Source organism: Thioclava electrotropha, assembly GCF_002085925.2.
Taxonomy (GTDB): Bacteria; Pseudomonadota; Alphaproteobacteria; order Rhodobacterales; family Rhodobacteraceae; genus Thioclava; species Thioclava electrotropha.
The window spans coordinates 332,009-344,573 of record NZ_CP053562.1; the positions used below are offsets into that span (position 1 = coordinate 332,009).

At 66.0% G+C, this 12,565-nt stretch carries 11 protein-coding genes; 7 read left to right on the top strand and 4 right to left on the bottom strand.

The window, feature by feature from the left end; translation table 11 throughout:
* Positions 1-33: 33 nt before the first annotated feature.
* Complete coding sequence (locus tag AKL02_RS01660) at positions 34-1,062, bottom strand: sodium:calcium antiporter (protein ID WP_083079096.1); 1,029 nt, start codon at positions 1,060-1,062, stop codon at positions 34-36.
* Positions 1,063-1,218: 156 nt separating this feature from the next.
* Here AKL02_RS01660 and xylB point away from each other — a divergent pair, with 156 nt between their 5' ends.
* Entirely contained in the window at positions 1,219-2,655 is a 1,437-nt protein-coding gene (gene xylB / locus AKL02_RS01665; protein WP_083079095.1) for a xylulokinase, read from the top strand.
* Positions 2,656-2,700: 45 nt separating this feature from the next.
* On the opposite strand, the gene AKL02_RS01670 is transcribed toward xylB, so the two are convergent.
* Positions 2,701-3,624, bottom strand: coding sequence for an aldose epimerase family protein (locus AKL02_RS01670; protein ID WP_083079094.1), 924 nt, complete (start codon positions 3,622-3,624; stop codon positions 2,701-2,703).
* A gap of 314 nt (positions 3,625-3,938) precedes the next feature.
* Here AKL02_RS01670 and glpD point away from each other — a divergent pair, with 314 nt between their 5' ends.
* Together glpD and glpK are read left to right on the top strand one after the other, a co-directional pair.
* On the top strand, positions 3,939-5,498 hold the full coding sequence (glpD, locus tag AKL02_RS01675) for a glycerol-3-phosphate dehydrogenase (protein WP_083079093.1): 1,560 nt from the start codon (positions 3,939-3,941) through the stop codon (positions 5,496-5,498).
* Between the two features lie 21 nt (positions 5,499-5,519).
* On the top strand, positions 5,520-7,010 hold the full coding sequence (gene glpK, locus AKL02_RS01680) for a glycerol kinase GlpK (RefSeq protein ID WP_083079092.1): 1,491 nt from the start codon (positions 5,520-5,522) through the stop codon (positions 7,008-7,010).
* Here glpK and AKL02_RS01685 read toward each other — a convergent pair.
* Positions 7,004-7,432: a hypothetical protein gene (locus AKL02_RS01685; RefSeq protein ID WP_083079091.1), complete on the bottom strand. Its 429-nt coding sequence runs from the start codon at positions 7,430-7,432 to the stop codon at positions 7,004-7,006. The genes glpK and AKL02_RS01685 overlap by 7 nt on opposite strands.
* Before the next feature lie 196 nt (positions 7,433-7,628).
* Here AKL02_RS01685 and puuE point away from each other — a divergent pair, with 196 nt between their 5' ends.
* The 4 genes from puuE to AKL02_RS01705 all read left to right on the top strand — a co-directional run bounded on the left by puuE (position 7,629) and on the right by AKL02_RS01705 (position 11,650).
* Positions 7,629-9,044 (top strand): allantoinase PuuE, encoded by a 1,416-nt coding sequence (puuE, locus tag AKL02_RS01690; RefSeq protein ID WP_083079090.1) that lies wholly within the window; start codon positions 7,629-7,631, stop codon positions 9,042-9,044.
* Positions 9,044-9,877, top strand: coding sequence for a bifunctional allantoicase/(S)-ureidoglycine aminohydrolase (locus AKL02_RS01695; protein WP_078522089.1), 834 nt, complete (start codon positions 9,044-9,046; stop codon positions 9,875-9,877). The genes puuE and AKL02_RS01695 overlap by 1 nt, the downstream gene beginning before the upstream one ends.
* 80 nt (positions 9,878-9,957) lie before the next feature.
* Positions 9,958-10,446, top strand: coding sequence for an ureidoglycolate lyase (locus AKL02_RS01700; RefSeq protein ID WP_083079089.1), 489 nt, complete (start codon positions 9,958-9,960; stop codon positions 10,444-10,446).
* A 76-nt stretch (positions 10,447-10,522) separates the two neighbouring features.
* Positions 10,523-11,650: a zinc-dependent alcohol dehydrogenase family protein gene (locus tag AKL02_RS01705; protein WP_083079088.1), complete on the top strand. Its 1,128-nt coding sequence runs from the start codon at positions 10,523-10,525 to the stop codon at positions 11,648-11,650.
* Here AKL02_RS01705 and AKL02_RS01710 read toward each other — a convergent pair.
* Positions 11,647-12,537 (bottom strand): LysR substrate-binding domain-containing protein, encoded by an 891-nt coding sequence (locus AKL02_RS01710; RefSeq protein WP_083079087.1) that lies wholly within the window; start codon positions 12,535-12,537, stop codon positions 11,647-11,649. The two genes, AKL02_RS01705 and AKL02_RS01710, sit on opposite strands and share 4 nt — an antisense overlap.
* Between the last annotated feature and the right edge of the window lie 28 nt (positions 12,538-12,565).

Consider the following 12,565-nt stretch of genomic DNA (forward strand, 5'->3'; position numbering starts at 1 on the left):
GGGAATCCGCCCGTTATGGGCAATAATTCTTGGTCAGGCGAGGACTTGCAGCACCACCGCCGAGGCGTAGATCGCGACCAGCAGGAGGCTCTCGATCCCGATCCGGGCCGGCCCGTCCTTCTGGCGCAGGATCAACCCGCCGAGCAGCACGCCCGTCATCATCAGTCCCGTCGCGAGCCAGTAGAGGTCCGACATCGAGACCGCGTGATACAGCGAGCCGTCGCGATAGGCCCCGTCCGAGAAGACGAGGAATAGCGTGTCGAAGGTGTTGCCGCCGATGATCCCGCCAATGGCCAGTTGCAGCGCGCCGCGACGGACAGCCGTCAGCGTCGTCACCAGCTCGGGCAGCGAGGTCACGACCGCCGTCAGCAGCGCGCCCACCAGCGAGGAGCTGAGACTGAAGCGGGTGACGAATTCCTGCCCGGCCTGCGAAATGACCCAACCGCTGAGGCCCATGATGACGACGAGGCCCATGAAGACGATGATCGGCCCGCGCGGCGAGCGGTTCGCTTCCTCCTCGTCTTCGGGTTCGTCACGGCGCGTCTCGCGGGTTTCGACCGGTTTCCACATTGGGGTTTCCGAAACCTGGGTCGCGAGTTTCGTGCCGCCGAGATAGGCGAGGAACAGCACCACCGAGGCCGGGCTGATCCCCCAGATCGAGATGTCGGGTGCAGCGGTCGCGGCGAGCGGGATCGATAGCAGCACGATCAGCATCACCGCCTGAAAGAGGTTCGCAGGCTCTGCCGCGGAATGTTCGAGATTGGCGCGCCTGTGCAGCATGTCGGCGAGCGCCAGAAAGAAGGTCTGCGCGGCGATCCCGCCCACCGCGTTGGAAAAGGCGAAACTCGCATCGCCCTGTGCGGCGACCGAGACCGAGACGACGATCCCCGACAGCGACGTCGCGGCCCCCAGCACGATCCCGCCCGCCAGCGCCTCGCCCATCCGCGTGCGATCCGCGATCACATCGGCCAGCCCGGTCGCCTTGATGGAGGAGATGACGACGATCAGTCCGGCGATGGCAAATACGCCGAGCAGAAGCGGGGTCGAAAGAGAGGCGATCATGAAGGCTCCGGGGTCGCTGTTCGAAAGGCAACCGCGCTGCGCGCTCACGGTTCCGTTAAGAGGGCGGCGGCTGGGCGCCTCTGCAAAGGGCTGGGGAGTCGACATGCCCGAAAGAGACGTTAGGGTCGGCGCCAATCAGCGCGCGGGAGGACAAGCATGTTTATCGGATTGGATCTGGGCACATCGGGGCTGAAGGGGCTCTTGATCGACGAGGCGCAGCGCGTGGTCGCCGAGGCGACGCATCCGCTCACCGTCTCGCGCCCGCAGGAGGGCTGGTCGGAACAGGATCCCGCCGAATGGATCGCGGCGATGGAGGCGGTGCTCGGCGCGCTCGCGCAGCACGATCTGTCGGCGGTGCGCGGGATCGGGCTTTCGGGGCATATGCACGGCGCGACGCTGCTCGATGCGCAGGACGCGGTGCTGCGGCCCTGCATCCTGTGGAACGACACCCGCGCCTATCGCGAGGCGGCGGCGCTCGACGCGGATCCGCAATTCCGCGAGATCAGCGGCAATATCGTCTTCCCCGGCTTTACTGCGCCGAAACTTGTCTGGCTCGCCAAGCACGAGCCGGAGCGTTTCGCGAAAGTGGCGAAAGTGCTGTTGCCGAAGGACTACCTGCGGCTCTGGCTGACCGGAGAGCATGTCTCGGAGATGTCGGACGCCGCCGGGACGAGCTGGTTCGACACCGGCGCGCGCGACTGGTCGGATGCGCTGCTTGCGGCCACCGGGATGCGGCGCGAGCAGATGCCGCGCCTCGTCGAGGGCTCGGACGTCTCCGGCACGCTGCGCCCGCAGATCGCGGCACGCTTTGGCCTCTCTGACACCGTCGTCGTTGCGGGCGGCGGGGGCGACAACGCGGCTTCGGGCGTGGGCGTCGGCGTCGTGGCGGCGGGACAGGCCTTCGTCTCGCTCGGCACCTCGGGGGTGCTGTTCGCCGCCGATGACGGCTATCGCCCCGATGCGGCGAGCGCGGTGCATAGCTTCTGTCACGCCCTGCCGCAGACATGGCACCAGATGGGGGTGGTGCTGGCCGCGACCGACGCGCTGAACTGGTATGCGCGGCTTCTGGAGAGCGACGCCAAGCAACTGACCGAGGGCCTCGGCCCGCTGCAGGCGCCGGGCAAGGCGCGGTTCCTGCCCTATCTCGGCGGCGAGCGCACGCCGCTCAACGATGCGGCGATCCGCGGCGCGTTCATCGGGCTTGAGCACGCAACCGATCGCGCCGCGACCACGCGGGCCGTGCTCGAGGGGGTGAGCTTCGCGCTGCGCGATTGCCGCGATGCGCTGGCGGGAACTGGCACCCGGATCGAGACGCTGCTCGGCGTCGGGGGCGGCACGCGCTCGCGCTATTGGTGCGAGGCGATCGCGACCGCGCTCGACACGCCAGTGGCCCTGCCGGTGGCGGGCGATTATGGCGGCGCGTTCGGGGCGGCAAGGCTTGGGATGATGGCCGCGACGGGCGGCGGGTTGGACATCGCGGCGCCGCCGGAGATCGCCGCGACGATCGAGCCGGTCTCCGCGTTGCGCGAGGCGTTCGACGAAGGGTACGAGCGCTACCGTCAGGCCGGCGCTGCGCTGCGGGGTTTGACCTGATCTACCTCGGGCCGCGCCGTGGCGATCGGCGCGGCGTCGCGGAGATCAGCTCGAGAATTGCAGACGGATCCGGTTCACATATTCCACGCCCGGTCGCAGGATCGTCGAGGGGAACTCGGGGTGATTGGGCGCATCGGGCCAAGCTTGCGGCTCCAGGCAGATCGCGTTGAAGCTGTCGCCGGACGGCGCGGTGTAGACCTGCAATCCGGGCTGGTTGCTCAGCATGGTCATGCTGCGTCCGGAGGCCGGATCGCTCAGCACCGCCACCTCGCGCATCCCGCCGGAGCCGACGCAGAAATTGTGATCGAAGCCCGCGCCATCGGGCCCCAGCGCCGGGGCCGGTTCGCGGAAATCGAAGCGTGTGCCAGCCACGTCGCGCGGCCCGCCTACGGGGAGTTTCTCGCCATCAACCTCGAGAACCTGTTTTGCATTGAGCTTCAGTCGGTGGTCGGCGATCGAGCCGCCGCCCGCGAGATTGAAATACCCATGCGAGGTCAGAGACACCGGGCAAGCGCGATCACAGCACGCGCGGTAAGTGATGCTCAAAGTTTCTGGGTCCGATACCGCGAAGCTCACCTCCGCGACGAGATTTCCGGGGAAGCCCTGATCGCCATCCGGGCTTTCGAGCCGCAGTGTCGCCGCGTTGATCCAATGCGCGACAACGGTCCAGTCGCATTGGTCGAACCCCTTGCCACCGCCGTGAAGGCAGTTCCCACCTTCGTTCGCATCTAGCTGGAACTGCTCGCCATCGAGCGTGAATTGCGCTCCGGCGATGCGGTTGGCATAGCGCCCGATCGTCGCCCCGTGGAAATCGCGTGTCTTCTGTTTCGGGTCGGGGCCGATGAGAAGCTCGACCGGACCGTCGTCGCTTGGCAGCACAACGCTTGTCAGTCGCGCGCCCTTTGGATCGATGCGCACCAGCATCCCTGATGCAAGCCCGATCTCCAGTTCTGATTCGTGATCGAACATGCTGTGTCCTGTCCGTTTCTCGACGAGGCTAACCTAGCGTAACCCTCTCTTCACGTTATGACTTTAATCTCGATCAATACCTGAGGCGAGTTAGCTACATCGCCACTTTCAGCGCTTTGGGCGCGGGCCGCACATCCCGAGCCACATCATACCCAACGCAATTGTTCCTTAAAAGTTTCGTGATGAGCACGCGGAATCTTGTGTGCAGAGGTATTCATGCTCGATTTTGCGCGAAAATTCATTATATCTGGCAATAACGAAAGTTAACGCGCCTTTTGGTGCACAAGCGACAGGCGCTAGCGGGAGTACGCAAAATGCCACAAGCAGTAGATCTCTTCGTGATCGGCGGCGGGGTGAACGGCTGCGGGATCGCGCGCGACGCGGCCGGACGGGGCCTGCGGGTGCGTCTGGCCGAGATGGGCGACCTAGCGCAGGCGACCTCTTCGGCCTCCACCAAGCTGTTCCATGGCGGGCTGCGCTATCTCGAATATCTCGAGATCAAACTGGTCCGCGAGGCGCTGTCCGAGCGCGAAGTGCTGATCCGCGCAATGCCGCATATCTCATGGCCGATGCGCTTCGTGCTGCCCTATAGCGCCGATATGCGTTTCGAGAGCGATACACCGGTCTCGAAAATGCTCTCCACCGTCATGCCGTGGATGAAGGGCAAGCGCCCGTCGTGGATGATCCGCTCGGGGCTGTTCCTCTATGACCATCTGGGCGGGCAGGGACTGCTGCCGGGCACCACGCGGCTCGACCTGCGCAACGCCCCGGAGGGCGCGCCGCTGAAGGACAGCTTCACCCACGCCTTTGAGTATTCCGATGGCTGGGTGCAGGATGCGCGGCTCGTCGTGCTCAATGCCCGCGACGCCGAGGCCCATGGCGCGGACATTCGCGTGCAGACCAAGGTGGTCGAGGCGCATCGCGACGGCGGCCATTGGGTGATCGTGACCGAAGGCCCGAATGGGCGCGAGGAACATATGGCCCGCGCCGTGGTCAATGCAGGTGGCCCGTGGGTCGAGCAGATTCTGAAAGGCACGATGGGCAGCGCCAGCCGCGAGCATATCCGCCTCGTGCGCGGCAGCCATATCGTGACGCGCAAGCTCTACGATCACGACAAATGCTACTTCTTCCAAGGCGCGGACGGGCGGATCATCTTCGCGATCCCCTATGAGCAGGACTTCACTCTGATCGGCACGACCGAGGCTGCCCATGAGGACTCGCCGCTCGCCGCCGAATGCACCGAGGCCGAGCGCGATTACCTGTGCGATTTCGCGTCCGAATATTTCAAGGAAGAGGTCACGCCCGACGATGTCGTCTGGACCTATTCCGGCGTGCGCCCGCTCTATGAAGACGGCGCGAGTTCGGCCACGGCGGCGACGCGCGAATATGTTCTCTCGCTCGATGCGCCGAGCGGGCAACCGGCAGCCCTGCATGTCTTCGGCGGCAAGATCACGACCTATCGTCGTCTGGCCGAAGACGCGCTGGGCAAGCTGCGCCCGCATCTCCCGGGCATGGGCGGTCAATGGACGAAAGGCGCGCGCCTGCCGGGCGGCGATTTCGCCCCCGAGGAGGTCGGCACCAAGATCGCCAAGCTCTCGCAGGATTACCCCTTCGTGAATCGCAAATGGGCCGAGCGGATGATCCGCCATTACGGCACCGAGTCCTGGGACATCTTCGGCGATGCCAAGGCGCTGGGCGATCTGGGCCGCGATTTCGGCGGCACGCTGACCGAGGCCGAGCTGCGCTGGCTCGTCGAGAAGGAGTGGGCGCGCAAGGTCGAGGACGTGATCTGGCGGCGCACCAAGCTGGGCTTGCGGCTCGATGCCGATCAGGTCAACTCTGTCGCCGCGTGGCTGGAGGAGCACGCAGCCTGAGGCGCGAAACGGGAGGAAACCATGACCTATATTCTTGCAATCGACCAAGGCACCACGTCTTCGCGCGCGATCGTCTTTGACGCTGCGCTGCGCCCCGTGGCGAGCGCGCAGCAGGAATTCACGCAGCATTTCCCGCATTCCGGCTGGGTCGAGCATGATGCCGAGGAAATCTGGGACAGCGTGCTGGCGACCGTGCGCGGCGCGATCGAGAAGGCCGGGATTGCGGCCTCCGACATCTCCGGGATCGGCATCACCAACCAGCGCGAGACGACGCTGGTCTGGGATCGCGAGAGCGGAAAGCCGATCCATAATGCCATCGTCTGGCAGGACCGCCGCACCGCCGAATTTTGTCGCGCGCTGCGCGAGGACGGGTTCGAGGACACCGTGACCGCGCGCACCGGGCTCATTGTGGATCCCTATTTCTCGGCTACGAAACTGCGTTGGCTTCTGGAGAATGTCGACGGCGCGCGGGAGAAGGCCGAAGCGGGCAAGCTCGCCTTCGGGACCATCGATAGCTGGCTGATCTGGAAACTGACGGGCGGCGCGTCGCATGTGACGGATGCCACGAATGCCGCGCGCACGATGCTCTACGATATCGCCAAGGGCCGCTGGTCGACGACCATCGCCGCCAAGCTCGGCGTGCCGATGGAGATGCTGCCCGAGGTCAAGGATTGCGCCGCCGAGTTCGGCGTGACGCAAGCGGACCTCTTCGGCGCGGAAATCCCGATCCTCGGCGTCGCGGGCGACCAGCAGGCCGCCACCGTGGGGCAGGCCTGCTTCAAGCCGGGCATGCTGAAATCGACCTATGGCACGGGCTGCTTTGCACTGCTCAATACCGGCGATCAGATGGTGCGGTCCGAGAATCGCCTGCTGACGACCATCGCCTATCAGCTCGACGGCAAGGTCACCTACGCGCTCGAAGGCTCGATCTTCGTCGCGGGGGCGGTGGTGCAATGGCTGCGCGACGGGCTGAAGATCATCGAAGCCGCCGATCAGACCCAGGCGCTGGCCGAGCAGTCCGACCCCGAGCAGGACGTGATCATCGTGCCCGCCTTCACCGGCCTCGGCGCGCCTTACTGGAACCCCGATTGCCGCGGCGCGGTCTTCGGCCTGACCCGCAGCTCCGGCCCGGCCGAGTTCGCCCGCGCGGCGCTGGAATCGGTGGGGTTCCAGACCCGCGACCTCTTGGAGGCGATGCAGGCGGATTGGTCCGATGACGCCCGCCCGACCCTGCGCGTCGATGGCGGCATGACGGCCTCGGACTGGGCGATGCAGTTCCTGTCGGACATCCTCGGCGCGCCTGTCGACCGGCCCGAAGTGTTGGAAACAACGGCGCTCGGCGCGGCATGGCTCGCGGGCTACAAGGCGGGGATTTATCCCGAGCCGGAAGAGTTCGCGAAGGGCTGGGCGCTCGATCGCAACTTCGCCCCCGAGATGGACGAGGCCAAGCGCGAAGCCCGTTACGCCGAGTGGAAAAAGGCGGTCGCTGCGGCGATCTCGATCACTCAGTAGCAGCCCGAGTGATCTTCGCCCCAGCCGGCGATATAGATCACAGACGGGGTGCGCCCGTAGCCGCAGACGAAGACATAGACGCCGAAGGGCTGCCCCGCGCGCACCATTTGCGTGAAGCTGCCCCGCGTATCGCCGCCCGCCTCGACCATCGCGGGAATACGCGCCCGCGTGGCGCGATCCGCGAAGACCGGATCAGACTCGTCGCGCGCATCCCTTAGCCCGAAGCGATGAAAATTCGCCCGATCCTGCTGCAAGGCCGCACCAAGAGAGCTCAGAGCCACGCGCCTCGAATTCCGCATGTCCTGCGGGCCGATGAAGGCGGAGTAGGCCGCAATCTGAGTCCAGTCCTGTGCGGCTGACAGGCCGGGAAATCCAATAAGCGGCAGGGTGGTGGTGGCGATAAGACGAAGTAATTGGCGCATGGGAGGGCCTCCGGGCAGAGCGGAAAGGGCAGGGTACGCAATGTCTTGATGCCCGAAATCATGCCAAGGGCCCTCAAATCGCGCAACGATTCTATGCCCCGCCTGCCAAGCCCTCTCCGACGCCGAGAGAGGGCTTTCCCTTTCGCGCGTTTTGCTCTTTCTTGTCCCGATCCGACCCGAAGACAGGAGCCACCTAATGACCCGCTACCCCCGCGACCTGCGCGGCTACGGCCGCACGACCCCCGATCCGCATTGGCCGGGCGAGGCGCGCGTGGCGATCTCGATGGTGCTCAATTTCGAAGAGGGCGGCGAGAACAACGTCCTGCATGGCGACGCGGCCTCCGAGGCGTTCCTGTCCGATATCGCGGGCGCCGCGCAATGGCCCGGCCAGCGGCACTGGAACATGGAGTCGATCTACGAATACGGCGCGCGCGCGGGTTTCTGGCGGCTGCACCGTCTGTTCACCGGGCTGAACGTGCCGCTGACGATCTACGGCGTCGCGACCGCGCTGGCTCGCGCCCCCGAACAGGTCGCCGCGATGAAAGAGGCAGGCTGGGAAATCGCCTCGCACGGCCTCAAATGGGTCGAGCACAAGGACATGGCGGAAGACGAAGAGCGCCGCCAGATCGCCGAGGCCATCCGCCTGCACACCGAGGTCGTCGGAGAACGCCCGCGCGGCTGGTATACCGGGCGCTGCTCGGCCAACACGGTCCGGCTGACCGCCGAAGAGGGCGGGTTCGACTGGATTTCCGACACTTATGACGACGATCTGCCCTATTGGCTCGAGGTCGGCACCCGAGATCAGCTCGTGATCCCCTACACGTTGGAAGCCAATGACATGCGCTTCGCCACCGCGCCGGGCTATATCGAGGGCGAGCAGTTCTTCCAGTATCTCAAGGACAGCTTCGATACGCTCTATGCCGAAGGGCTGGAGGGCGCCCCGAAGATGTTCTCGGTCGGCCTGCATAACCGCCTGATCGGGCGGCCCGGCAAAGTCGCGGGGCTGAAACGGTTCCTCGATTACGCGCTCTCGCATGAGGGCGTGTGGTTCGCGACCCGGGGAGAGATTGCCGCGCATTGGACTGCGAGCCACCCGCATACCCGCCGCGAACGCCCGAGCCAGATGAGCCGGGAGCGTTTCGTCGAAGCCTTCGGCGGCATCTACGAACATTCGCCCTGGATCGCGCAGCGTGCCTTCGATCTGGAACTCGGCCCGGCGCATGATTGCCTCGAGGGCGTGGCCTCGGCGCTGGCCCGTATCTTCCGCTCGGCGTCGGAGGCCGAACGCCTCGGCGTGCTGACCGCGCACCCCGATCTCGCGGGTAAACTCGCCCAGGCCAAGCGCCTCACCGCTGAGAGTACCTCCGAGCAGGCCAGCGCCGGGCTCGATGAGCTGACCGATGAAGAGCGCGCCACATTCGAGGCTCTCAACGCCGCCTATACCGAAAAATTCGGTTTCCCCTTCATCATTGCGGTAAAAGACAATATCAAGGCGTCAATCCTCCACGCCTTCCGCCGCCGGCTTGACCAAGACCGCGAGACGGAATTCCGTGAGGCCTGCAAGCAGGTCGAGCGGATCGCGTGGCATCGCCTGAACGCCATGGACCTTTGATGGAATACACCTATTACGCCCCGACGGGCGGTTTGCCCGATCAGAACCAGCGCGCCCGCGAGCGCGCGCAATTCAACACCTCCTACGCGGTGATTCCGCGCGGGGTGCTGTCCGACATCACCATCTCGCTGCTGCCCGGCTGGGAAAACACTCGCGCCTGGGTACTCGCCCGTCCGCTCTCCGGCTTCGCCGAGACCTTCGCCGAACTGGTCGTCGAAGTCGCGCCGGGCGGCGGCTCTGACAATCCCGAACCCGACCCCGAGGGCCAGAGCGTGATCTTCGTGCTCGCCGGTCACATCCGCCTCGTGATCGAGGGCGTCGGCCATGAGCTGGACGCGGGTGGCTACGCCTATCTCGCGCCGGGCGCACAATGGTCGGTCGCCAATGATCAGGACACGCCCGGCACCTTCGTCTGGGTCCGCAAACGGTATGAGCGCGTGCCGGGCATCGACGCGCCGGAAAGCTTCGTCACCGCCGATCAGGACAAGCCGCCGCTCGAGATGCCTAATACCTCGGGCTACTGGTCGACCTCGCGCTTCGTCGATCCGAACGATCTGCGCCACGACATGCACGTCAATATCGTGACCTTCATGCCGGGCGGCACCATCCCCTTCGCGGAAACCCATGTCATGGAGCATGGCATCTTCGTGCTGCAGGGCCGGGGCGTCTACCTGCTCAATCAGGACTGGATCGAGGTGGAAGAGGGCGATTTCATGTGGCTGCGCGCCTTCTGCCCGCAAGCCTGCTACGCCGCGGGCCGCCGCCCGTTCCGCTACCTGCTCTACAAGGATGTGAACCGCCACCCGAAGCTCGGCTCGCCCATCTCGGGCTGATCCCCTTTCGGCTTGGTTGAAATATCCCGGGGGTGAGGGGGCAGCGCCCCCTCTCTTCCGCCCAAACCCAGAGGCACGCCATGCAGATCAAAGCCGAACCGCTGACACCCGAGGCTTTTGCCCCGTTCGGCGATGTGCTCGACTCCTCCGGCGACCCCGACAAGATCATCAATGCGGGGCTCTGCGGGCGCTATCACGACCGCGCGCAGCTCGATTTCGGGGCGGAGACGGGCGGTCGCGCCGGCATTTCGATCTTCAAGGCAGAACCGCGCGCGCTGCCCTATCTCTGCGATCTGCTGGAGCGGCACCCCGAAGGCTCGCAGGCTTTCATTCCGATGAGCGCGGACCCGTTCCTCGTGATCGTCGCCCCCGATGCGGACGGCAAGCCCGGTACGCCGCGCGCGTTTCTCACCAATGGTGCGCAGGGGATCAACTTCCATCGCGGCACCTGGCACGGGGTGCTGACGCCGCTCGCAGCGCCCGGTCTCTTCGCCGTGGTCGACCGGATCGGCGAGAGCGCGAACCTCGAAGAGCATCCTCTGGACACCCCCTTCACCGTCACCGCCTGACCCTTCGTCAAAGGGGCATGGACACTTCCGCGGAACTTTCCCAAGCTGCGCCAAATCGTTTTGGGGAGGAGCAAGAATGAAAACGCGGATCGCACTTCTGCGCGAAATGGGCAAAGCGCGCCCTTATTCCGACAGCAAGCCGCTGGAGATCGTCGAGGCCGAGCTGGACGACCCCGGCCCGGGTGAGCTGCTCATCAAGATGTCGGCTGCGGGCCTGTGCCACTCGGACCTGTCCGTCATCAACGGCGATCGCCCGCGCGATATGCCCGTGGCGCTGGGCCATGAGGCGGCAGGCGTGGTCGAGGCGGTCGGGCCGTATGTCACCCGCTTCGCACCGGGCGATCACGTCGTTCTCGTCTTCGCGCCGTCCTGCGGCCATTGCGTGCCCTGCGCGGAAGGGCGGCCTGCGCTTTGCGAGCCTGCCGCCGTCGCGGCGGGTAAGGGCAGCCTGATCACCGGATCGAAACGCATCTCGGTCGCCGGCGAGCATGTGAACCACCATATCGGCGTGTCGGCCTTCTCGGATTACGCAGTCGTCTCCGAGGCCTCCTGCGTGAAGATCGACAAATCGATCCCGCTCGACCAGGCGGCCCTTCTGGGCTGCGCGGTGCTGACCGGCGTCGGCGCGGTGCTGAACTCGGGCGGGCTGAAGACCGGCCAAAGTTGCGCGATCATCGGGCTTGGCGGCGTCGGTCTTGCGGGGCTGCTGGGCGCGGTTGCGGCGGGCGCGCGCACCATCGTCGCCGTCGATCTTGCAGAGGATAAACGCGACCTCGCGCTGAAACTGGGTGCGACCCACGCGATCGATCCGACCGAAGAAGGCGCAGTGCAAAAGCTGCGCGACCTCACCGGCGGCGGCGTCGACCTGGCTGTCGAGCTGGCAGGCGCGGCCCCGGCGCTGCAATTCGCCTATGCCATCACCCGGCGCGGCGGTACGACCGTCACCGCTGGCCTGCCCAACCCGCAGGCGGAGTTCAAGATTCCCGCCGTGTCGCTGACCGCGAATGAGCACGCGCTGAAAGGCTCTTACATGGGCTCCTGTGTGCCGGTCCGCGACATCCCGCGTTTCGCGCAGATGATGGTGCAGGGGCAACTGCCGATCCCGGACCTGATGACCCATCGCCTCAAGCTCGAAGACATCAACGAGGGGTTCGAGAGGCTCGCGGCGGGCGAGGCGATCCGGCAGGTCATCGTCTTCGACTAAGCGCCGATCTCGGCCCGCAACCAATCGCGGAAGGCGCTGACATGCGGCGCCTCCCGCGCGCGCTCCGGCAGGATCAGCGCGTAATTCTCGCCGGTGGCAAACCGGCGCGGCGTCGCCTGCACCAGCCGTCCCGAGGCCAGCGCCCCTTCGGCGATGATCGCGGGCACCAGCCCCAGCCCCATCCCCGCGCTCGCCGCATCGAGGATCATGTCGAAATGATCGAACCGCGCGCCGCGCAGGATATGCCGCGCATCGCGCCCGCTCTCGCGAAACCAGTCGAGCCAGAGCGTCGGGCGCGTCGATTGCTGCAACAGCGGCAGGGCCAGCAGCGCGTCATCCTCCAACGCCGCCCGCCCCGCCATCAGGTTCGGCGCGGCCACGACGATCAACTCCTCCGCCACCAGATTTTCGACCTCCGCCCCTGCCGGTTCATGCCTTGAGCGCATGATCGCCAGATCGAAGGGCTCATGCTCTAACTCCACGGGCAAGAGCCGCGCGCTCAGATCGAGGCTCACCTCCGGCTGCGCGGCTTCGAAGCCCGCCAGCCGCGGGATCAACCACGAGCGCGCAAAGCTCGGCAGCACCGCCATGCGCAGCACCGCCCGCGCGCCGCCGAAAGCCATTGCTCCCATCGCGGCGCGGTCGATCTGGCCCAGAATTTCCTCTGCCTGCGCCAGAAAAACCTGACCCGCAGGGGATAGAGACAGCCGCTTGCGCACCCGGTCGAACAGCGCCACGCCCAGCCGCTCTTCCAACGTCCCGAGCGAGCGCGACACCGCCGATTGCGTCAGGTTCAACTCCGCCGCCGCCCGTGTCGTCGTGCCCAAGCGCGCACAGGCGGCGAAGGCCTGCAGCTCGTTGATCGTCGGGGTATAGCTCTTGCGCATGGTCGCGAGGGTGCTCCGCTGTGGTTCG

Excerpts from the sequence above, each read along its gene's own strand:
- AKL02_RS01660 (WP_083079096.1), bottom strand. The coding sequence starts at position 1,062 with ATGATCGCCTCTCTTTCGACCCCGCTTCTGCTCGGCGTATTTGCCATC.
- xylB (WP_083079095.1), top strand. The coding sequence starts at position 1,219 with ATGTTTATCGGATTGGATCTGGGCACATCGGGGCTGAAGGGGCTCTTG.
- AKL02_RS01670 (WP_083079094.1), bottom strand. The coding sequence starts at position 3,624 with ATGTTCGATCACGAATCAGAACTGGAGATCGGGCTTGCATCAGGGATG.
- glpD (WP_083079093.1), top strand. The coding sequence starts at position 3,939 with ATGCCACAAGCAGTAGATCTCTTCGTGATCGGCGGCGGGGTGAACGGC.
- glpK (WP_083079092.1), top strand. The coding sequence starts at position 5,520 with ATGACCTATATTCTTGCAATCGACCAAGGCACCACGTCTTCGCGCGCG.
- AKL02_RS01685 (WP_083079091.1), bottom strand. The coding sequence starts at position 7,432 with ATGCGCCAATTACTTCGTCTTATCGCCACCACCACCCTGCCGCTTATT.
- puuE (WP_083079090.1), top strand. The coding sequence starts at position 7,629 with ATGACCCGCTACCCCCGCGACCTGCGCGGCTACGGCCGCACGACCCCC.
- AKL02_RS01695 (WP_078522089.1), top strand. The coding sequence starts at position 9,044 with ATGGAATACACCTATTACGCCCCGACGGGCGGTTTGCCCGATCAGAAC.
- AKL02_RS01700 (WP_083079089.1), top strand. The coding sequence starts at position 9,958 with ATGCAGATCAAAGCCGAACCGCTGACACCCGAGGCTTTTGCCCCGTTC.
- AKL02_RS01705 (WP_083079088.1), top strand. The coding sequence starts at position 10,523 with ATGAAAACGCGGATCGCACTTCTGCGCGAAATGGGCAAAGCGCGCCCT.
- AKL02_RS01710 (WP_083079087.1), bottom strand. The coding sequence starts at position 12,537 with ATGCGCAAGAGCTATACCCCGACGATCAACGAGCTGCAGGCCTTCGCC.